This is a genomic window from Rhodopirellula halodulae (assembly GCF_020966775.1).
In the GTDB taxonomy this organism is placed as follows: domain Bacteria; phylum Planctomycetota; class Planctomycetia; order Pirellulales; family Pirellulaceae; genus Rhodopirellula; species Rhodopirellula halodulae.
The window spans coordinates 17,061-38,592 of sequence record NZ_JAJKFV010000033.1 but is presented as its reverse complement, the minus strand read 5'-3'; the positions used below and the strand labels follow the sequence as shown (position 1 = coordinate 38,592).

13 protein-coding genes are annotated in these 21,532 nt (G+C 55.1%); 1 reads left to right on the top strand and 12 read right to left on the bottom strand.

What is annotated here, in order from left to right; all coding sequences use genetic code 11:
- Nucleotides 1-23: 23 nt before the first annotated feature.
- The 4 genes from LOC70_RS23685 to LOC70_RS23670 all read right to left on the bottom strand — a co-directional run bounded on the left by LOC70_RS23685 (nucleotide 24) and on the right by LOC70_RS23670 (nucleotide 4,801).
- Nucleotides 24-1,511 (bottom strand): aldehyde dehydrogenase family protein, encoded by a 1,488-nt coding sequence (locus tag LOC70_RS23685; RefSeq protein ID WP_230256540.1) that lies wholly within the window; start codon nucleotides 1,509-1,511, stop codon nucleotides 24-26.
- A gap of 215 nt (nucleotides 1,512-1,726) precedes the next feature.
- Entirely contained in the window at nucleotides 1,727-1,924 is a 198-nt protein-coding gene (locus LOC70_RS23680) for a hypothetical protein (RefSeq protein ID WP_230256539.1), read from the bottom strand.
- Nucleotides 1,925-1,970: 46 nt separating this feature from the next.
- Nucleotides 1,971-3,395 carry a purine-cytosine permease family protein gene (locus LOC70_RS23675; RefSeq protein WP_230256538.1) on the bottom strand — a complete coding sequence of 475 codons (1,425 nt, stop codon included), beginning with the start codon at nucleotides 3,393-3,395 and terminating at the stop codon, nucleotides 1,971-1,973.
- Between the two features lie 80 nt (nucleotides 3,396-3,475).
- Nucleotides 3,476-4,801: an L-rhamnose isomerase gene (locus tag LOC70_RS23670; RefSeq protein WP_230256537.1), complete on the bottom strand. Its 1,326-nt coding sequence runs from the start codon at nucleotides 4,799-4,801 to the stop codon at nucleotides 3,476-3,478.
- 149 nt (nucleotides 4,802-4,950) lie between these two features.
- Between LOC70_RS23670 and LOC70_RS23665 the strand changes: the two genes are divergently transcribed.
- Nucleotides 4,951-5,823, top strand: coding sequence for a helix-turn-helix domain-containing protein (locus LOC70_RS23665; RefSeq protein ID WP_230256536.1), 873 nt, complete (start codon nucleotides 4,951-4,953; stop codon nucleotides 5,821-5,823).
- A 42-nt stretch (nucleotides 5,824-5,865) separates the two neighbouring features.
- Here the strand turns inward: LOC70_RS23665 and LOC70_RS23660 are convergent, their stop codons facing one another.
- From LOC70_RS23660 to LOC70_RS23625, 8 genes are all read right to left on the bottom strand, one after another.
- On the bottom strand, nucleotides 5,866-7,830 hold the full coding sequence (locus tag LOC70_RS23660) for a sulfatase-like hydrolase/transferase (protein WP_230256535.1): 1,965 nt from the start codon (nucleotides 7,828-7,830) through the stop codon (nucleotides 5,866-5,868).
- The gene (locus LOC70_RS23655; RefSeq protein WP_230256534.1) at nucleotides 7,797-9,446 is read right to left on the bottom strand and encodes an arylsulfatase; all 1,650 of its coding nucleotides are present in this window, start codon (nucleotides 9,444-9,446) and stop codon (nucleotides 7,797-7,799) included. Before LOC70_RS23655 ends, LOC70_RS23660 begins: the two co-directional genes overlap by 34 nt.
- Before the next feature lie 65 nt (nucleotides 9,447-9,511).
- The gene (locus LOC70_RS23650; RefSeq protein WP_390889112.1) at nucleotides 9,512-12,172 is read right to left on the bottom strand and encodes a sulfatase-like hydrolase/transferase; all 2,661 of its coding nucleotides are present in this window, start codon (nucleotides 12,170-12,172) and stop codon (nucleotides 9,512-9,514) included.
- A 34-nt stretch (nucleotides 12,173-12,206) separates the two neighbouring features.
- Nucleotides 12,207-15,650 carry a family 78 glycoside hydrolase catalytic domain gene (locus tag LOC70_RS23645; RefSeq protein ID WP_449314303.1) on the bottom strand — a complete coding sequence of 1,148 codons (3,444 nt, stop codon included), beginning with the start codon at nucleotides 15,648-15,650 and terminating at the stop codon, nucleotides 12,207-12,209.
- Nucleotides 15,651-15,891: 241 nt separating this feature from the next.
- Nucleotides 15,892-17,277 carry a sulfatase-like hydrolase/transferase gene (locus LOC70_RS23640; RefSeq protein ID WP_230256635.1) on the bottom strand — a complete coding sequence of 462 codons (1,386 nt, stop codon included), beginning with the start codon at nucleotides 17,275-17,277 and terminating at the stop codon, nucleotides 15,892-15,894.
- 173 nt (nucleotides 17,278-17,450) lie between these two features.
- Entirely contained in the window at nucleotides 17,451-18,374 is a 924-nt protein-coding gene (locus tag LOC70_RS23635; RefSeq protein WP_230256532.1) for a sugar phosphate isomerase/epimerase family protein, read from the bottom strand.
- Between the two features lie 114 nt (nucleotides 18,375-18,488).
- On the bottom strand, nucleotides 18,489-19,190 hold the full coding sequence (locus LOC70_RS23630) for an SGNH/GDSL hydrolase family protein (protein WP_230256531.1): 702 nt from the start codon (nucleotides 19,188-19,190) through the stop codon (nucleotides 18,489-18,491).
- A 91-nt stretch (nucleotides 19,191-19,281) separates the two neighbouring features.
- A complete protein-coding gene (locus LOC70_RS23625; protein WP_230256530.1) occupies nucleotides 19,282-21,240 on the bottom strand; it encodes a hypothetical protein in 1,959 nt (652 codons plus the stop codon).
- Between the last annotated feature and the right edge of the window lie 292 nt (nucleotides 21,241-21,532).

Below are 21,532 nucleotides of genomic sequence, written 5' to 3'. Positions count from 1 at the left end.
GCCGAGACGGGGACTCGGTGAACTTACAAAGGCCGCACGACGGATTGGCTGCGGTAGTAGTCCATCAGAGTCTCGATCGACAAAACTCCGCCACCCATGCCGCTCTTGTTCACGCCGCCGTAAGGTACCCCATGAGCGAACACGTTGTGAGCGTTGATCCAACTGTTTCCAGCGACCATAGCTTCCGCGACTCGATTCGCTTTGGCTTCGTCAGGTGTCCAAACGCTGTTGGCCAACCCGTAGTCCGTGTCGTTGGCCATCGCGATGGCCTCTTCTTCGTTTGAGAATGTCGCCAAGTAAGCCACGGGGCCGAAAATCTCATCACGCGCGGCGATGTTGTCGAGCGTTCCCGCCAGCAAGGTTGGTTTGACATAGTTCCCATCCATGCCGTCGACCGTGGCGGCGCCACCACCACAAACACATTTGGCTCCGCCCGCGATTCCCTTCTCTTGATAGCCCAGAACACGTTCGCGTTGTTTCGGGTTCACGACGGGGCCCATTTGACTGGATGGGTCCAACGGGTGACCAATCTTGACCTCCTCCATCAAACGTTGGCATTCGGCGACAAATTCATCGTAGATGTTCTCGTGGATCAACCACCGCGTCGCGTCGCAGCAAACTTGGCCGGTGTGGAACGTGATTGCTCCTACGAGAGCCTTGGCGGTGGCCGCGACGTCCACATCGTCGAACACGACAGCAGCGCCTTTGCCGCCCAGTTCCAACTTCACCGGAACCAAGTTGCGACCGCATGCTTCGCCGACCAATTGTCCCACTTCGGGCGAACCGGTGAATGACATGCGTTTGATTTGCTTGTTGTTGGTCAGAGCGGCTCCCGCGGTTGCACCACGCCCGGTGACCACGTTGATCACGCCATCCGGCACGCCAACTTCTTTCGCGAGCTGTGCCAGATAAAGTGCCGACAACGACGTGTCTTCCGCGGGCTTGATCACTACCGTGTTGCCCGCTGCCAAAGCCGGCGAAATTCCCCATCCGATCAACAAGAACGGAAAGTTCCATGGGAAGATAAACGCACAAGCACCCCAAGGTTGCTTGACGGTCCAAGCTTCGTGACCAGGCACGTCGAGCTTGGTGCGTTTTTCGACTTTGGACGCCAACCCAACAAAGTAGCGAAGGGTATCCACGAAATTCTGAACGTCACCCGCCGCTTGGGCCTCAATCTTTCCCGCATCCAATGCCTCGATCTGGGCAATGATCGGTTTGTGTTGTTCGACCGCATCGGCCAACTTCAGCAAGATCGATCCACGTTCGTCTTGGGACAAAGCCGCCCAGGCGGGGAATGCATCACTCGCGACTTGAACGGCCTGATCGATCTCACTGGCATCCAAATCATGAATTTCAGCCAATTGATCGCCCGATCCGGGGTCGATGGTGGCCACCAAATTCCCGTTGGCGTTGGGAAGCGGTTTGCCTCCCACGAAACTCGGCAGTGGAGACTGATCCAAGAATGATTGGACTTCGGGGAGCAAAGATTGTTGGCTAGCGACGTTCATCGATTTTCTCATTCGTGATGGGGGTGAATTGTGATGGACAGTCTACAACAGATGTCTATGGAGTTCATCGTCCCGCATTTGCGGAGCTGGAGCCGTTCGCTTCCGAACGTGTGAGGGCGAACGCAGCTTATACCGGAAACACCGCTGCAATTCCCGGATGCGGGTGCCGAGGCAATGCCTGGGCCCAATGCGCGGATAAAAGGATGCCGATGCGTTTAGATCTCGACTTCGGCTGAATCCACCTGCAGTTCTCGGCTCATCCACAACGGAGTGGACGCGAACCAAATGATGGTTCCGATCAGTGCGAGTGTCTTCACCAAAGGCAGGTCGATCGCTCCCGCAAAGAAGAGCGAGCACGGAACCACGATCAAGCAAAAAGCGATCAACGAAATCATCTTGGCAATGTTTTTCATAAGTCTTCGTTTTCTTGAATCTTCTCTCTTGTGCACTCGTTCCTGTTCACACGGTGGACTGTTGCACGCCTGGACGCTGCAGGAATTTGCTGAGCACCAGGTACAAGATTCCGCACGCGAACCAACATGGTATGACCGCATAAGCGGCAAACAGTCCTTTGGCCATGATCCAGTACAACGCAACCGCCACCGGAAGCGTCCACGCAATCAAAACCGCCGCGTTGATGCGGATGCCTGTGCTGGACGCGTATTCCGGACGAAGGCCAAACTTGTGGATCAAGTAGAAGTCAACAAAAATGACGGCCCCCATGGTGCCCAAGATGGTTCCGTACATCCCCACGAAGTCCAGCAATTGGGCAGACAAGTTCGGGAATGCACCCGCGATGGTGGCCACCAGCCCAGCGACCAGTGTCATTGCGGTGCGGGAGCTATTTGGCACCATGCCTTGGAAAGCCAACCCAGCACGGTAGATCGTGGGGTTGGCGGTCGTCCATCCGGCGATGACAACGCAAATGATTCCCGTCCACCCGACCGCTTGATAAGCCAGCAAACCGGGGTTCGCGGTGACTTTCCCGTCATCACCAACCACCAAGGAGGGCTGAAGTTTGATCAAAGCTGCCAACAACAATGCTGCGGCGATCCATGCCATGTAGTGGCCCAAGAACATTCCAATTGCTGGTGCCCAGCCGGATGATTTGTGGCGAGCAAAACGGAAGATGGTCAAATCAGACATGCCAAAGTGCATCGCACCATTGCACAACCAAGCGAACACGACGATCTGCCAAAAGCTAAATGTCGCGGGGCCGTTCTTTTCCTGCACAAACGTGATCGCGTCCGACCAAAACGTGCCCTCCGAAAGAGCCGTCGTGCTGGTGGCACCCATTTGCGCGAGCGAAACAATTCCGCAGCACGCGAACACGGCGATCATCCAAGGTGCCGCAATATTCGCGAAACGCGCCACTCGTTCGTATCCGCCCGCCGCAACCGCTGTGATGACCGCACCGACAATCACAACCAACAGCGTGAACGAAGGATTGCTGAGACCGAAAACGTTTTCGGGTACCTCGAACCGAATGTCAAACGGCACGCCAACCGCGGACGCGGAGACGGTGACCATCGCCCCTGCTAGAAAGCAAAACAACAAACCGTTGACGAGGTTGTAAAGCTTCACAAGCGAATCGCCCGCAATGCGTTCCAATTGGTAGTACAGCGTCAATCGCTTGACCATCGCAATCGGCACGACCAGAAATCGCCAGGTCAACACAGCCAAGATGTTGCCCAGCAATAGTCCCAGCAACAAATCCGAAAGGCTGGCACCGGCCGCTAAAAACAGAGGGCCGATCATGAACTCGGTGCCCGCCGCGTGCTCGCCGGCGTACATTCCCCAAAACTTACCGTTTCCGAGTCGAGCTGATTCGGGAACCGGTTCGCGTTCAAATTCGCCACTTGCGTTGTTGCTGTCTTCGCTCATCAAAGTTCTCGTGTGTACCGCTTTCGGCTTCATCCCTCCGAAAGCACTCATCCGCCATCAGTGAAGTGTCTTTCAGAAAGTCATCCAACCAAGGTTGGGTTTCGATCGCGATGTGAGAGAACATCATTCTCGTACTGCCTGACCAATCCCAACCAATCCGCACCGGCTGGAACCCCGGCTTGTTGACAGTAGTGGTTCCAAATAGCACCCAGAGGCAACGTTTTTTGTTCTTCCAACAACGCCAATCGACCGGTGTAGTCGCCTTCGAGCTCCAGTTGTTGCAACTGTTGGGTCGGCTCGAGCAAGGCCGCGAGCAACGCCTTGAGCGTATTGCGAGTGCCGATGGCCCACGCTGCCACTCGGTTGATGCTGGCGTCAAAGAAGTCCAATCCAATGTGGACACGGTTTAGATAGTCGCCGCGAACCACTTCTTGCAAAATGGATTGAAGCTCATCGGTGTAGGTCACGACATGATCGCTGTCCCAACGAACGCCACGGCTAACGTGCAAAAGGAGCTCAGGGACGTACATCATGACGGACGAAATTTTGTCCGAGATCACTTCCGTCGGATGGAAGTGCCCCGCGTCCAAACACAACACTTTGTTCCGAGAGATCGCGTAGCCCATGTAAAACTCGTGAGAACCAACCACATAGCTTTCGCTGCCGATGCCGAAGAGTTTGCATTCGACCGCGTCCAAAGTGTGCTCGGCCGGCAGATCGGTTGAGAAAATCGAATCGAGCGCTGCCGCAAGTCTTTCTCGAGGAGCTTTGCGATCCGCCGGCGTGTCCTTGTAACCGTCGGGAACCCAAAAATTATTGATGCAGGGGGTGTCTTGCGCCTCACCCATGGCAGCGGCAATCTTTCGGCTTGCGATGCCATGGTCGATCCAAAACTGACGAATTCCCGCGTCCGGATGCGACAACGTGAAACCGTCGGTCGCGTGGGGGTGCGAAAAGTAGCTGGGGTTGAAATCCAATTGGATCTGTTGGCCCCGTGCCCAGTCGATCCAGCCTCGAAAATGTTCCACGCCAATCTCATCGCGATCCACTGGCGTTGGAAAGTCACCATAGAGAGCATGCAGGTTCAACCGGTGGCGACCGGGAATCAGCGAGTAAGCGAATTCGAGGTCGCTTTGCAACTCGTCTATGTTGCGAGCACGTCCTGGATAGTTGCCTGTCACCGCCAAGCCGTTGCCGAGCGCGCCGGTGTCGCCCTCGAATCCCATCACATCATCGCCTTGCCAGCAATGAACGGAGATTTGCACGTTCCGCATTTGCTTCAGCGCTGCGTCCACATCGACGCCAATCTCTTGATAGGCCTCTTTTGCTAACTCGTAAGCCTTGTCTATTTTGCCAGGGTCCATGGTGATCCCGATGTTTGATCGAAGGGCGTCTGCATTGTCCATTCAGGCCATTGTGGTGACTGAACGGACCGTAGCGTACCATGCAGGAAAACAATGAACCTTGACATTCTTGCCGGTTGCAGCACAATCATGCCATCCAGTGCGGTTGCTGCGAGCGACCGAAACACGGCGTTTTTTGGGACTCTGCGACCATGTCTGCCTCCATTCCAAAGCTCAAAAAGGAGGATTGGTTCCACAGCGATGGGTTTCCGATCGTGGTGGAACGACGTGATCCGCAGGAGCCGTTTGGGTTGCATTGCCACGAGTTCGCAGAGGTCGTCATCATCACCGGCGGCCAAGGCGTCCACATCACGGGCGAGGACAGTTACGAGTTGGTGACCGGCGACACATTCGTCATCGGAGGCGATCGGCCGCATGACTATCTCAATATGGATCGATTGAGCTTGATCAACATCCTCTTTGATCCGGAAGAACTGCCGTTGGGATTGGGCGACTTGCAATCTCTTTCCGGCTATCACGCGTTGTTCACCTTGGAGCCCGCGTGGCGAAAACGACACCAATTCACCAGCCGGTTGCAACTCAATCCCGCTGAGCTGATTGAAACGTTGAAGTACGTCGAGTCGTTGGATCAGGAACTTAAAAACCGAGCGGCAGGATTTCAAACGATGGCGACGGTCACGATGTTGCAACTGGTGACATTCCTATCACGATGTTACAGCCGCACACGCAACCCAGAGAGCAAGAAATTGCTTCGTATCGCGGAAGCGATCTCGCACATCCAGCGTCACTTCGCGACACCCATCACGCTGGATGATTTGGTGGAGATTTCTGGCATGTCGAGGCGGAACTTCATTCGCACCTTCGAAGGAACCATGCATACCTCGCCCATCAAGTATTTGATTCAGGTGAGGATCCAAGAGGCCAGCCGCTTGTTGCGAACGACGGAACGGTCGATCACGGACATCGCTTTCGACGTCGGTTTCTCGGACAGCAACTATTTCAGCCGGCAGTTCCGAGCACACCTCGATCTATCGCCACGTGAATACCGCAAGCAAATGCGGTGAGCTGATGAAAACTGATCGACAGCCAACCACATTCGCGTCCGTCTATTTCTCCGAGACGTCCTCACCCATGCCGGTCCGGAAACGGTACCAATAGGCTCCGTCATTCAGCGGACCTGCTGGGTGTCCTCCAATGGTGATCCAGCCTGGATCCGCCAGTGCGAAGTACGTGGTGTTGGATTTCAATTCCGGCAAATCCGAAAAACAAATCGAACGAGAACCTTCCGCAGGATCGCCCGGTGCAGGGTCAGCCTCCCAGATTGGATGTTCGACTTCGGACGCCTCATACAACCGCAGCGTTTTTCCCTTCGAATTGGCGAAGCGGATTGGTTCTGCAAAGTGAAACGTTAGGTCCGTTTGCACACTGACATTTGTGGCTGCCATCGCTGGTACGGCGCGGACATAGCCCGGCATGACCATTCTGGCTCGATGAAATCCCCAACCCTCTTGATAGGGTTTGAGTGGACTTCGCCATGACGTCGGCATCGCGGTGCGTTCTTTCGCGAATTTGAACCAGGTCGCACTCATCTCCCTCAAGACATCCGGCCTTTCGCGTGCCAAATCACGCGACTCGGCGGGGTCTTTGTGAATGTCGTACAGACGCCATGGTCCATCGCTGATGCTGGAGATTTTCCAGTGCCCTCGAGTCAGTCCTTTGCCCGTTTGATTGAATGCCCAGAACATCTCGTCATGGATTCCAAGCTCATCGATCTCGGGATCGCGAAGCAACGGCAAGATCGATTGCCCATAAAGAGGCTCTAAATCTCGATCACCGTCAACGGCCGGGTAATTCGCGTGCGCTAACTCCAGAAGCGTTGGATAGAGATCGGTGACGTGCAGCCGTTGGTGCCGAATTTGACCGGATTGGCTCGCCAGTGTTTGGGGCCAGTGAATGATCAACGGCACGGACACGCCACCCTCCTGAGCACAAGATTTGTACCAACGAAACGGAGTGTTCTTCAGATAGCCCCATCCGTTGGAAACAAACGCATTCGAGCCGGCTTGCCATGGGATTTGTTGGTTGTACGTGCGAATGTCACCGTTGTTGTACGCGCCTCCGTTGTCCGCCATAAAAATCACCATGGTGTTTTCACGGAGTCCTTCATCACTCAGATGCTGCAACAGTCGACCGACGTTCCAATCCAGCCGATCCAGCATGCCTGCGTAGGCGGCCATGCGTCGAGCTTCTTGCTTCTGGATCTTCGCGGGCAGTTCCTCCCACCGCCGTACCTCTCCATCCGGTTCGGTCATTACGTAGCGATCGTCGATCATGCCCATCGTCTTCAATCGCTGGTATCGATTTTGACGAAGCGTCTGCCAACCGGCCTGATATCGCTGGTAATACTTTTCAACGTTGGCTCGCGGCGCATGCAATGGCGTGTGAGGAGCGTTGAACGCCAGGAACGCGAAGAACGGCTTGTTCGCTTGCTTAGCTCGATCGATGTCTTGGATCGTGCGGTTGGTGAATGCATCGCTGCTGTACCAACCCTGCTCGACAGGCCGAGGTTTTTCACGGTCCGTTTGAATCGCGTGGCGACTGCCTTCTTTGCCAGTCCAGCTATCGATGGCTCCGCCGAGGAATCCGTAGAAAGATTCAAATCCGGCGTCCAGCGGATTTTTGGGCTGGTGCCATTTCCCCGAAAGAGAAGTTGAGTACCCGGCGTCTTTCAACAAACTAGCCACCGGAATGGAGCGGCGATACTCGTCGGACTGACAATGCGTGTGCCCAGTCATCAGACTCGTTCGCGTGACCGTGCACATTGGATTGACGTGGAACTCGCTGAAGCGAATGCCTTCTGCCGCCAATCGGTCAAGGTTGGGCGTGTCGATTTCACCGCCGTAGCAACCCAGATCGCTGTAACCAACATCGTCCGCGACAATCAATAGAACATTGGGCCGTTCCGCGGCTCGGATGAGGCATGGCGAAACGAGCAGCGTCAGCAGACATACACTTGCGAGAAAAATTGAACGCATCATCAATTGCTGCCAACCGCCTTGCCAATCGACCATGTTGAATCCTTGAGGAACTGACCTTGCAGTTCCCACCAACGATTCGCCATTTGCTTGACGCGATCGGGATGCTGGTCAGCCAAGTCGTGCTGTTCCGCGCGGTCGTGACTCAAGTCGTACAATTTCCAATGGGCATCGCCTTTGGACTCGTTGGCGGCGGTTTCGGATCTTTGCCAGGGAAACGGACGTGCGATGTTGGAGTGAATGATTTTCCAATCTCCCTGACGGAGAGCCCAGTTGCCTTCATGATAGAACCACAGCTCGTCGTGAATGACGGCCTGCTCGTTTTCGAAGGTTGGCACCAAGCTTCGACCGCTCATCGGGGGTGCATCGCCGAACTTCGGTTGGACTTCGGCGATCTCCAGAACCGTCGGAGTGATGTCGATCGCGTGGCCGACGTTGGTTCTGCGTTCATCGGAAGAACCGATCCCCTTCGGCCAATGAACGATGAACGGCGTGGAAGTGCCACCCTCGTGGACCCACGTTTTGTGGCGGCGAAACGGTGTGTTGGCAGCGCTGCTGAATCCGGGCCCCAAACACAGATACGTTTCGGCTGATCCGGGGGAGGCTGTGGGATCGTGCCCTTCACCTCGGACCATGATTTCCGCACTGGCGCCGTTGTCAGACAAAAAGCAAATCCAAGTGTTTTCGAACTCACCCATCTCTTCCAGTTGATCGATCACTCGCCCGATCTCTCGATCCATTCGGTCGACCATCGCGGTGTGGATGGCCATCTTGGTCGCTTGAAAACGCTGTTGCTGTTCCGTCAGCGTGTCCCAGGCCACAGGGCGGTTGATCTCACCGGCACCGAGCTGTTTGATTTGATCAGGGAAGTCATAGGGCGGCCCCACCTCGGTTTCGATTGGTGACAGTTCGCCCACACCGAGGCCAAGCGTTGCCTGACGTTGTTTACGTTGCTCTCTCAGTGCGTCCCATCCCGCGAGGTATCGGTCTCGGTAACGTTCGATGTCTTCCGGCAACGCATGAAGAGGAAAGTGCGGTGCGTGAAAGGCGAGGTAGTGAAAGAACGGCTGCTCCGGATAGAGTTCCCCGTGTTCTTGCAGACATTCAATCGCGTGTTGCGCGGTCGCGGTGGTGCGATAGAACTTCGGATCACGGTTCTTTTTTCGGATGGAATCGAAGAATCCCGGACTGCGAGTGGCTTCATCGGATCGATCGAATCCATGTTCGATTGGCTTCCCATCAATGTGCCATTTACCGGAGTGATAGGTTCGATAACCGGCCGGTCTCAAACGTTCCGCAAGCGTGAGCGCCCAATCGGGTCGCTTTCCACCACCGCCGTACTGACGTGTCGTCCCCGGCATCCCGTCGCGTCGAACTTGTTGTGGGTAGTACCCCGTCATCAAGGCCGCACGTGTGGGCCAGCAGCGAGCGGTGTTGTAGAACTGGGTGTACTTCAAGCCGCCGGCCGCCAACGCGTCCAAGTTGGGCGTGTTGATCTCGCCGCCGTAGCAACCAAGATCGGAATAGCCCAAGTCATCCGCCAGGATCACGAGGAAGTTCGTTTGCTCCGCTGCTTGCGTGGATACACCCGTCAGGCAAAACCATGCAAACGCGAAAGCGAATGCGGTGCGTGTCCGTCGACGATCGTTCATGTCAAAAGCCTTCCGATCTCGTTTTCAATTTTGTTGTGCAATGAGAGGGTGTCGCAGCGATCAGCCTACTTTCCGAACGACCATTCATGGATCACCTGGTCATTCTCATCCTGCAAACGCATGCTGCGAATTTGAATGATGCCTGGACCATTGGACGGATCCAAACGAACGCCTTGAACCGTTCCGGACGGAGACAATTCGATCGAATAGGTATGAAACACGCCGTCATGGTTCACGTCGAAGCCTTCGCTGCGTTCGGCTGAATACGGAAGTTGAGTTTCCTTCCAAAACACTTGTCCTCGACCGGACGAGTTGGACTTCATCTCAACGACAAACGTCATTGGTCGCCCAGGAATCGTCTCGGGAAACGCGTGGCTGAAGTGCGGATCGCCGCCTGAGCTTTCAACTTTCAAAAAGTTCTTGGCAAGAGTCAAATCACAGGTGCCTGCCGGAAGCCAACCCGCGACCGGTTTTCGGCGCACCTTGGATTTGGGCCTCTTCGGTGCATTGGCACCGCCTTTGAGAGTCGCCTTGCCTTCGGCTGCGATGTCGTACTTGGCGGGATCAAAGTTCGGATTAGCGAGCGGGCGGACGGCATGGGTCGCTACCAAGTGCTGTTCAATCAAGTTATCCAGTTGCTTCACGCGTTGCGGATGCTCGGCGGCCAAGTTGTGCTCTTCGCTGATGTCGTCTTTGAGGTGAAAGAGCTTGTATCGATGGCCGCCATCCTCACCGCCATGGAAGATACGAATCAGCTTCCAATCACCATGGTGAACACTCACAGAAGGCGGCAACCAATCCGGAACACCGGGGGCGTGTGGGAAGTACGTAAAAATAGGCTCCCGCTGAAAGTCATCGCCATTTAGCGCAGGTACGATGCTAACACCATCGAACGATTGTCCGGGTTGAGGATCAATGGAAAGCATTTCCAGCAACGTCGGGTAATAGTCGACGCTTTGAACGATAGCGTCGCTCGTGCTGCCCGCGCGGACGACTCCTGGTTGCACGACAATCGCGGGGCCTCGCACGCCGCCTTCATACATCGAAGCCTTGCCGCCACGCAGCGGGGCGTTGCTGGTGGGTGTTGTCCCGTCAACTTGGTTGTACATGTTGCCGCCGTTGTCCGACGCGAAAATGATGATTGTTTCATCGGCGATTCCCAATCGATCCAGTGTGTCTAGCAGGGTTCCAATCGCGTCGTCCATGCTTTCGATCATCGCGGCGTAGGTGGGACTGCGCTGAGCATCCTCGGGATCGACTTTTTCGCGATACTTGTCGATCAGCTTGGCTTTTGCATCGAACGGAGCGTGGACGCTGAACATCCAGTAGTTCAGAAAGAACGGCTGTTCGGAATGCTGTTCCAGGAACCGCACGGCTTCCTTTGCCATGCGGTCTTCCAAATGCTCGTCGGGAATCATCGGGTCATGGTCAAAATCCTTGAACTTCCACGGAGCGACGTAGCTACCCGCGGGGCCGGGACCGGGATGGTGCGGCACATCAACATCAAAACCATGTTCGAGGGGTGAGTAGGGTTCGGCACCCAAGTGCCACTTTCCAAAGTGCCCCGTGGCGTATCCGTTGTCCCGGAACATTTCGGCAAGCGTGTAGTACTTTGTGTCGAGCCGGGAAACAGAACTGGGGACAGTTGAGAACTTGTTCGGCGGTCCCGTTTTTGGGGCTTCCGGTTTCAAAATCACTCGCGGGAGATGGCAAGTTGGGGATGTGATGCCGTGACGTGCCGGGCTGAGTCCCGTCAACACACTCGCACGCGTTGGTGAACAGAGTGGACTCGACGAATAGGCCCGTGTGAACGTCATGCCACGTTCGGCCAAACGCTCCAAGTTCGGGGTTTGATAGAGCTTCGTCGTGCCGAACAGCGTGGTGTCACTCCAACCTAGATCGTCAGCCAGAATGAACAACACATTGGGACGCTTGCTTGGCGTGGGGGACACCTTGGCGACTGGTTCGTGCGTAAGCGATTTCATGCGCAGGTTTCTCCAGTGCACTTCGCCTGTTGCGCCTTTGTGCATTTGCAGCCCAAAGAATCCTTTCGAGTAGGTTCCGTCATCCACCCAGTGTGCGGCCGGCACACCATTGACCCATGTTTTCACCACCTTGCCACGGGCGGAAATCGTCAAGCGATTCCACTCGTTTGGGCGAAAGGCGGCCCGCGCATCGGCATGTTCTTTCAGCCACAATGGATAAAAGAAACCGTTGCAGCTTTGGCCGTAGATTCCGCCGGACCAATGCCGGTCCTTTGCAACGCCTTCCATCTCAGCTTGCGGGCCGAATACCGTTTCCGTCCCGTCCGAATTCGCTTTGGTTTGAGCTCGGAACATGACGCCGCTGTTGCATTGTTCCTCCCACTTCATTTCGCAACTGAACACAAAGTCGCCAAAGTCACGTTCGGTCGACAAATAGGTGCTGTTGGAACCAGGAACCACTTTGCCAACGATGGTGTCGTCTTGGACCTCGAACGTGCACGTTCCTCCGCGAACGGTCCAGCCTTGCAAGTCCTTTCCGTTGAACAAGGAAGTGAAACCTTCCGAAAGATTGGGCTCCGCATCGGTGTTCAGCAGCATCTCCTCCGGCAAAGGAGCGTTGACCTGCTTTTTGTATTTGGCATGCCAAGCGGATTGCTGCGGATCGAGCTCAGCGGCAGACAGCCCGTGGCTCGCGAAGAGACAGACCGCGATCGCGAAAATGATGTGGGTTTGGAGGGGCATCATGATAGGTGGGAAAGTGGGGTGGGAGTTGCCTTCATTCGGCGAGTTGGTAAACCGAAATGGTCTCGATCTTCATCTCACCGGGATTGGCATACTGATCGTAAGTCGCGAAGGGATCAAATCGAAGCTTGTTGATCGTCAATCCATCCGGAATTGCGAAAAGATAGGCATTCGTCTTCTCGGATTTGCGAAGCAAGCGTTTCGTTTGATGCTGAGCGTTGAATCCGCGTCCGGGTTGTGACCAATAGAATTGGCTGGTCGAATTTTGAATCGGTGTGGCTCGCATTTCGATGACCAGTTTGCCCGAGCGTGGTTGTCGAAACTTGACCGCCATTTGAGAATCATCTCCGGTTGCCACCACGAAGGCGGAGTCGCCTCGCCTTTGAATTTCCAGGCTTTTTCGTTCGCTCCATTTCGCCAAATCATCTGGATCGCGGAAATCCCACGATTCAAGCTTCTTCGCTCCCGTTAGATCGATTTCATTGGGATTGATCGATGTATCTCTAGGAGCTGAGCTTGTCAGCGGAGTCTCAACCGCAGTGATCGCGCTCTTCGCCGAAAACTGATAGTCACCTGATGGAACCGAAAGCACCGCCACGCGATCTTCTGTCCGAAGGACTCGAACGTGTCTGGACAAACTCAACGATTCGCCACTTTCCGTGATGCTGTCCGAATCATCGGTCGGAAGGTAGACGTTTGCGGTTGTGTTGGCGGGGATTGAAACATTCAGTTCGAACTTCCCGTCGGATAGTTTCCACTCGCTGCGAATCGTGCCTCGGATGGAATCGTAAGACGCTCGAACCCAGTCAATCGGTTCGTGCATCGCGTTGCTTCCGGGGGAAGGTACAATAGGGCGAATGACGATGCGTTTGAAACCTGGGCCATCGGATTGAATTCCCGCCAGCGTCGCGAACATCCACTCACACACCGCACCAAACGCGTAGTGTGAGAAGGAATTCATTGCAGCGTTGTGTCGACCGAAAGCGTCTTCTTTCGTGTAGCTGTCCCAACGTTCCCAAATCGTGGTCGCGCCATTAGCGATCTCGTAACCCCAAGATGGAAATTCGCGAGACTGCAGCAGGAACGTTGCCAGATCGTGTTGGCCGGAATTCGAGAGCACCGGCAACAGCGGTCGGGTACCGAGGAACCCCGTCGCCATGTGATTGCCGTTTTCCTGCAACCGTTTCGCGAGGTACTCGCCCGTGTCTTTTCGCTGACTTTCCGGTACCAAGTCAGCGAACAACGCCAGGGCCTGCGCGGTTTGCGTGCGAACGTTGATGCTTCCGTCTTTGTTCAGATACTTCTTTTGAAACGCCGACTCAATTGCATCGCGTTGGTCACGGTACGTCTTGGCTTCTTTGGTGCGACCGGTTGCTTCTGCCATCTCAGCCATCATTCGTGAAGAGATCGCGTAGTACACCGTGTCGATATACGCAAGCGGCGTTTCCTCGCCCTGCGACAGCCAATCGCCCCACGCGTTTCCGTGTGACACACCCAAATCATCGACGCTGGTGCGTTTTCGCCACTGCATGAAACGCGTCATCGGTTCCCAGCATTCATTGATGACTCGGGTGTCGCCGTAGAATTGCCAGATCGTCCACGGACAGATCACGCCGGCATCCGCCCACGCGGTCCCAAAGTCCCAACCATGTTGGAACGGATACGGTGCATAACCGGGGAAGGCTCCACTCTCACGCTGCGATTCCATCAGTTCACGTAGCCACTTCGTGTAGAAAGCACCGATGTCGGCGTTGTAGGCCGCTGTGCCAACGTACGCCTGCGCATCGCCCGTCCAACCCATTCGTTCATCTCGTTGCGGGCAGTCGGTGGGCAAATCCAGGAAGTTGGCTCGTTGAGTCCACACCACATTTCGAAAGAGTTGATTGACCATCGGATCGCTGCACTGGAATGTGCTGGCCATCGGCGTGTCGCTGTGCAGCACCAATCCCGTCACCATGTCCAATGGTGGTGTTGGATGGGCTTCGTCATCGTCGGAGTCGCGACTCACCTCGACGTATTGAAAACCGTGAAAGGTAAACCGCGGTTCGTAGACTTCACCTTCTGGATCGCCCTTGCAGATGTAGTGGTCGGTGGCTCTTGCCTTCCGAAGGTTCTCTGTCATCAAACGACCGTCGGGATGCAGCATCTCGCCATAACGCAGGCGGATCTTTTCACCGGCCTTTCCTTTCACCTTCAAGCGAATGGTCCCGGCGAAGTTTTGACCGAGGTTGAACACGAAGGTGTTGCGCGACAGGTCAGAAACGGATTGCGAGGGGATCTCTTCCGTGACCCGCACGGGGACACCGGGAAAGGCTTCCAGCTTTGGACGCACAAAACCAAAATCGCGCGCCTCGCCGACCTTCTTCACACCAGCGCCGGGTTCGGTGGGATTGCGAAACTCGTAGAAGGTCGCTTCCACGCGTCCATTCTGCTCCGCCAAAATCGCAGTGTCCCAATTGGAATCGTCAAAGTCCGGTGAAGACCAACCACTCATTTCGCGGCGAGCGTCGTAGAACTCACCCATCAACAAGTCCGCTTCGCGAATCGGGCCTTCGCCGGTGACCTTCCAAGTCGCATCGCTAGCAACGGTTTGTGTCGTGCCGTCTTCGAACTCGATTTCGAGTTGTGACATGAACGCGGGCGTCTTTCCATAAGTGGAACGTCCGTTTTTTTCCGTTCCGATACCTGTTAACAATCCAAATCCGACGTATCCGCTGTACCAACCATCGGCAACCCAAGCCCCAATCGCGTTGTCGCCTTCGCGAACCAAATCCGTGACGTCGTAAGTGTTGTAGTAGGCTCTTTGCCGATAGTCCGTCCAACCGGGAGCGAACAATGCGTCACCGATCCGTTGACCATTCAAATGCAACTCGTAGATCCCGAGTGCCGTCGCGTAGACGGTTGCTCGTTTGATGGGTCGGTCAGTCGCAAACTCCTTGCGGTACTGGCGGGCCGGTGGCAAATGCAACGTCGACGTGTCGGTGTGAATTGGTGACTCGTCGCGAAAGCTGATGTAGTCGGCTGACCAATCGTCTTTGTTCAGCAATCCCATGGACCACGATGCGGGATCGCTCCACGTGCTGTTGCCATCGTTGTCCCAGACCTGAACTTTCCAATGACAGGCTTGGCGGCTGGCCAACGCTTCGCCGGCGTATTCCACAAACAGCGTTTGATCTGATTGAACTTTGCCAGAATCCCAACGGTCGCCGACGTTGGCATCCAATTGTTCCGGCGTGGAAGCCACCAACACCCGATACGCAGATTGAAATTCGGCGTTTCGATCGGAGGCGACCTGCCAACTCAACCGAGGTTTCGCGACGTCGATCCCGATCGGATTGTTCAAGTACTCGCACCGCAGTCGCTGTGGTTCGAGTGCGGCGAGCGGCTGTGCCGACGAAAAGAAAATCGCTGCGAGAAACAGATACGGAAGCAGTGTCTTCAATGGACCGACCGGAGGGGAGGAAGCTTGGCGGGACATCGCTTCGTGGCCTCAATGGTGGCGAAACGGCCAGGACTAGCGTGAATCGTGCCAGCCGCCGTTTCGCCGTTGCAGGACAGCGAAGGGACGCGAAAACTCTCGTCCGGGTTACTAGCGGCGACCGAACAGCCGTAATCTAAACCGCTCTCTTCTTCGAAACCTTTGCGATCGTGCAAAGAAACAGCACAAACGTGCCAAGTCTATGGAGCAGGCATTTCGCATTGCTACCGATCGGTCGGACCTAGTCCTTGGGATTCTCGAACAGCGCCGTGAACTCCTCTCGCAGTTGATCCTCGGAGGCGGCAAGATCCTTGGTTTCGCCAGGATCCGATCCCAAGTCGTACAACTCGATGGGGCCGTCAACGTCGTACCGAACAGCCTTCCACTTCCCACGACGTGCCGCTTGGTAGACCTCGCCCACCACCCCCGAGTTTGGATCGCCTGCCTGCTTTCCGAATTCCCAGTACAGGGTCCGATCGGGCAGCGGCTGTGGTTGATCAGACAGCCGCGGCATCACGGACACGCCATTGGTTTGAACCCGTGGGACGGTCTCCAAAGGAACTCCGGCGATCTCCGCGAATGTTGGCAGCACGTCGGCAAATGCCCAGGGCGTGTCATCAACTCGCGGCATTGAGATCGCCGCTGGCCAATGAACGATCATTGGAACGTGGATGCCACCATCGTAAAGGTCTCGCTTCATACCTTTGTATGGCTTGGACGCACGAAAGAACGTCGGGTCGCCGCCGCCTTCATCGTGCGGTCCGTTGTCCGAGGTGAAGACGATCAGCGTGTTTTCGGCCTCATCGATGGACTCGAGCGTTTCCACGATTCGGCCGACATAGGCGTCAAGTGCCGTCACCATTCCCGCCATGGTAGCTCGTGGACGTTCGACGGGAGTGGGATAGTACCAAGCGTATTTGTCCGACGGCGTTCCGCCCGACATGCCGTCGTAACGCGTTTCGGAAAATGCCTTCTTGTAAGGTTCAACGAATTCCGAAGGTGCCGCCAGTTCCGCGTGAGGAGACGAATACGCCAACAAGACGAAGAAAGGATTCGAGTGGTCTTGCTGGATGTATTGGATGGCCTCGTTGGTGAACAACTCTTGCGCGTAGGCACCCTGCTTGCCGCCCTCATTGGCTTCGATGCGAATCTTCTTTCCGTCTCGCCACAAGAGGTGCGGGTATTGGCGGTGGCCTTCCAGAATGGAATACATGCCGAACCAAGTATCGAAGCCCATGGCCAATGGATCGGTCACTCCCATCTGCGAACCGATGGAATATTTGCCGAACAACGCCGTGTCGTAGTCAGCGTGTTTCAAAACGTGGGCGATTGTGACGTCGATGTCTCGCAACTGGACCTTGTTGGAGTTGTCATGCATCAACCTGCTGTCGCGTCCCGTGAACAGCGACACGCGCGAGGGTGAACACACCGTGTTTCCCGCGTACGCTTGCGTGAACCGAATACCGTTCGCGGCAAGTCGATCCAGGTTCGGTGTCTTGATCGGAGTATCCCCGTAACAGCCGATCTGATTGAATCCGAGATCATCCGCCATGATGAAAATGATGTTCGGCCTTTCGGCGAACGTTGGATTCATTGCAAAGGTGAAAAAGATCAAAGCGGGTATCATCAAAGCAGACACGCCGATACTAGCTCGTTGTTTCATCGTGGTAATTCGTCTCGTGTTTGTAGAGCAGTCTTCGTTTTTCACGCAGCTTTGCTGTTCAGCAACTGGAGCTCGACAACGATTGGAGAGATTCGATCCGGCTCGGCGGTGTGTTCTGAATCAGTTGCGTTTCCTTGTCATCCAATGACTTCATCACGAATGGATGTGGCGAAGTCTGCGGCTTGTCGACGTCGCTGGCGAAGATCGTCAAAGCTCCCTGTAAGCTCAAATGGCAAGAAGCCAGAGTAGCCAACCTTGTTGATGATTGCCTTGATACGAGGCAAATCCACGGGACCCAAATTCCCGTCGATCCAGGTGCCTTTCTTCAGTTGCCATGTGACCGAGTGAGGCAGCAATTTTTCAATTTCATCGTAGACCGGTTCGTCTCGAAGACTGCCCGTGTCCAAAACGACCTTCAGCCACGGATCATCCACCGCGTCGAGAAGCTCGATTGTCTGTTCGGCTGTCTTTAGAAAGTCATGATGGGGCTGGACGCCAAGAATCACACCATGGTCAGCCGCCACTTTTGCGCAGTCTTGAAGCGTGGTCACCATTCGGTCGAAGATAGCGCGTCGATTCTGAGACTTTGCCAACCGTCGCCCCGAGAAGATCCGCAGCACATCGCCGCCGAGTTTGGCCGTCACCGGGATCCAGTTCTTCACCAACTGGACCTCGTGTTGAAACTGCTCCGCATCGGCCACTGAAAAGTTATTTTTTACACCCGTGCCGCTGACGGTGACACCATTCTCGAAGGCATACCTCTTGAACTCGAACAGCAACCTGTCATCGGGGACTTCCGGATATTGTTGGAAGTAGTATCCCGTCATGTCCACGCCATCGATCTGATGGTCGCGGCAGAAATCGATCACATCGTTGCGCGTCATTTCACCATCGATCAGCGCCGTGTTGAAAGTGAACGCGTTGAGACCCAACTTCAATCGAATGTTTGGTTCGTCATTCGCATGCTCTTCAGCTTTCACGTTGGTGTTTTCGAATGACCGCATCCAAAGAGGAGCGAGCGTCATCGCCGCAGAGGTGCGCAGAAGATATCTTCGTTTCATGGTCGTTCGTCCTGCGAGTGTCTTCGAGCCGAACTGTGATGCTGCAAGGCCAAGATGCTGCAAAATAAACTCGTTGTCGTTCGATGAATTCAAGCTGCATCTTTTTCGCGATCGTCAGTCAAACCATTTCAGAATCGCATCGGCAACAACCTGGTGACCCAGTCGATTGGGATGGTTTGGCTGCGATAAATACGTCGAAACTTCCGCTCCGTCAGAAACCAGGCGTTGGAACGCGGCGTAGGAATCAACGACTGGTAGATTGAACTCCGATCCCAATTTGCGAACCGACTCCGCATGAGCAGCCAAAGGCGACTGTGGGTTCGTGATGTCCTCGTTGGAATCCGGTGTTGGGGTGAGCAACACGACGGGAATCTTCTTTTCGCGTGCCTGCTGAATCATGGATCGCCAGTGCTTGCTCGCTTCCTCAACGCCAATGCGGCGGTCGTTCAAGCAATAGTCGATGAAGATCACGTCAGGCTTCAGCACCAGCACGTCATCCGCGAAACGTTTCGCCCCACTCGCTGAATTCTCGCCGCCAATCGCGGTGATGCTGACATCAATCACCGCATTTGGGTAACGCTTGCACATCTCCTGGTGAAAGAGCATCGGATACGAGTCAAAACGTCGAACGACCGGAGTTCGAAAGTAGCCGGCAGGGACCGAATGCCCATGGAACACGAACCGAACCAGTCGATTCTTTGGCCAAGTAAGACGAAGTTCTTGTTTGAGATCGTGAAATGGATCGACATCCACGATTGCACGGTTCGCATTGACCTCTGCATTCTCTTGAGCGTGCCCCGAGGCGTCAGCGAACATTGCAAAAAGTAAAACTGGGATCAGGGCGTGAACGAAAACTTGCATTCCAATGTCAAAAGATTGAATGGGGAGCGGGCAGGCGAACTTTTTCCTAGACAACTGAGATCTCGACACGGATCTCGTCGAGGTCTTCGCCAGAATACTCCGCGATGATCGGCAACGCCTCCATGCCAGGCACCATGTTGAAGATTCGCCGTGGCGATTTCCCGTCGATTGCATTCGCTTCCAGTCTCAGCGGAACATTCGCGGAGCAAACAACTCGGCCTTCGGGTTTCTCAATTTCAATTTGCGTCTTCGATACGAAGCGAACTGTTTCGCCACTCGGCGAGATGATCGGAACGACGAGCGAAAAAACTCCCTGGTCCTGACCGGAAGTCAGCGGCGAAGCGGAAATCTGCACGCGATCGTCCTGGAGGCAATAGTTCAACTGGAACTGATCACGCGAAGCTTCGTCGCGTTGTCGGTCCTCGTCCTGTAGCTGGGTTGCAACTTCGAATCGAATTTCCTTGCCGGTCTCATGCGAAGTGACCGTTGCTTCTAAATCGTAAAGGTTGGTGTACCAGTGCTCGTCCAGCCGACGCTCAATTCGAGTTGTCAGAGGGAAATCTTGACCGGGCTGAGGTTGTTGATTCAGAGGCTCGACCAGCAGATACCTTGCCATGCTGGAGGCCAAGACCGTGCCAACGCGAGTGTGATACAGCAATGCCAATGAACCGCCAGTCGGCTGCTGAATATGATCCGTGGATTTGGTCTTGTAGATCGAATCATAGGCGGAGACCGTTGCACGCCATGGTCCCTTCGAAGCCAACCAAACATCCAGTTCGGGAAAGTGTTTCACCCCAGTCGACGACAACCGAGGAAGCGGCTGAAGCTCGCGTTTCGTTTCAGTTGGCTGCGTCTTGTCCAAAAGTAACGCCATCGCTTTGGCGTGAGCAAACGTGTGATGGACGCAGGGAGCAACTTGATGGGAGACGTAATGCGGTCCACCGTGGAGAAGTCCGTCGGATGTGCATCGTTTCAATAGCTCCGCGTTTCGGAGTGCTGCCGTTTCGAAAGCCGGATTGCGGTCAGCCATCAAAGCGTAGGCGGGTTGGCATCCGTCCGTTGTCCGACTGCCCCAATACGACCATTTCGCGGAACGTGTCCCCCAACTGTTATCCCAAGCACCGTCGGGCAGCATGAACTGAAGATGTCCTTCCAACGACTTTGTTAGAAACTCCAGCAATGACACGTCGTTCACGTCCAGGGCGTATAGCACCAACCCATTCAGTGATTCTTCAACGTTGTAACCCAAATCGACCGCCGGCAAGCCACGACCACTGCGGTTGTCGTTGGGTTTCCCCTCGCCCCAAAGCAGTCGGTTCGGTTCGGTAAAGAACTCTTTCACGCTGGCCGCCAACTGCTCACTTCGACGAGTGTATTTCGGGTCATTCAGTAGGCGGCCGAACAGGTGAAAGCCGTAAACAGCAGTCATCCCATAGTTTAGGTTCGTAAAATCAATTTGACGGAAGTCGCTGTAAAGATATCCGCCGGCGGCTCGGTCCAGTCGTTCAAGCCAAGTGTTCCGACGCGATTCATCGAGCATCTCACCGTGATAGTGAAGGGCTTCGGCTCGGGCGATCGCACCAAAAATACTGGTCCCTCGCCAGGATCGCGGATTGGTGCCGGTTGTCCAACTGCCGTCTTCGCGACTGACATTGTTTTCGGCCCAGTCGAACGCCGCGACGGCAGCGTCCAAGTATTTCGGTTGCTTCGTTGTGTTTGCCACTTTCAGAAATGGATACAACGCATCGCTGCACCGACCATGCAGATGCGCGCACGCGTCACAACGCAACGCCCCATCCAAGGTGATATCGCCGGTCGCACGAATCTGTCGACGCAGCATGCCATCGCACCACTCGGATAGCAGGTCCTTCGCGAGTGTATGCAATTCCTTCGTGATGATTTTTTTGGGCTCTTCAACCGGTCCGGCCGCACCGACTTGGCGGGTGCCGTACAGGCCGCCAAGGGTACCGAGCGAAATCAAACGAGCAAATTCGCGTCGAAGCATCGAAAAAGTCTTCAATCAAACTGGGAGAGTGACAACAGCGTTGGTCAGTGACCCTAGCGGTGCCTGATGGTTCGTCAGGGGTACTCTATGGTCGATGAGACCCACGTAGTCCTCCCGCCGACAAGGCGATCCCTTGCGTTGTTTTCTTCAAATCATGCAGGATTCGCGAAAATCGCTCGTTCTTCTCCTGAATTCACCGCAAAAATTCGTCTGTGAATCTGAATAGATTCACGGAGAATGAGTGCGCGTATGTTCAAACCGAACGCTGCTTCGGAGCGTTGATCATTCGGTG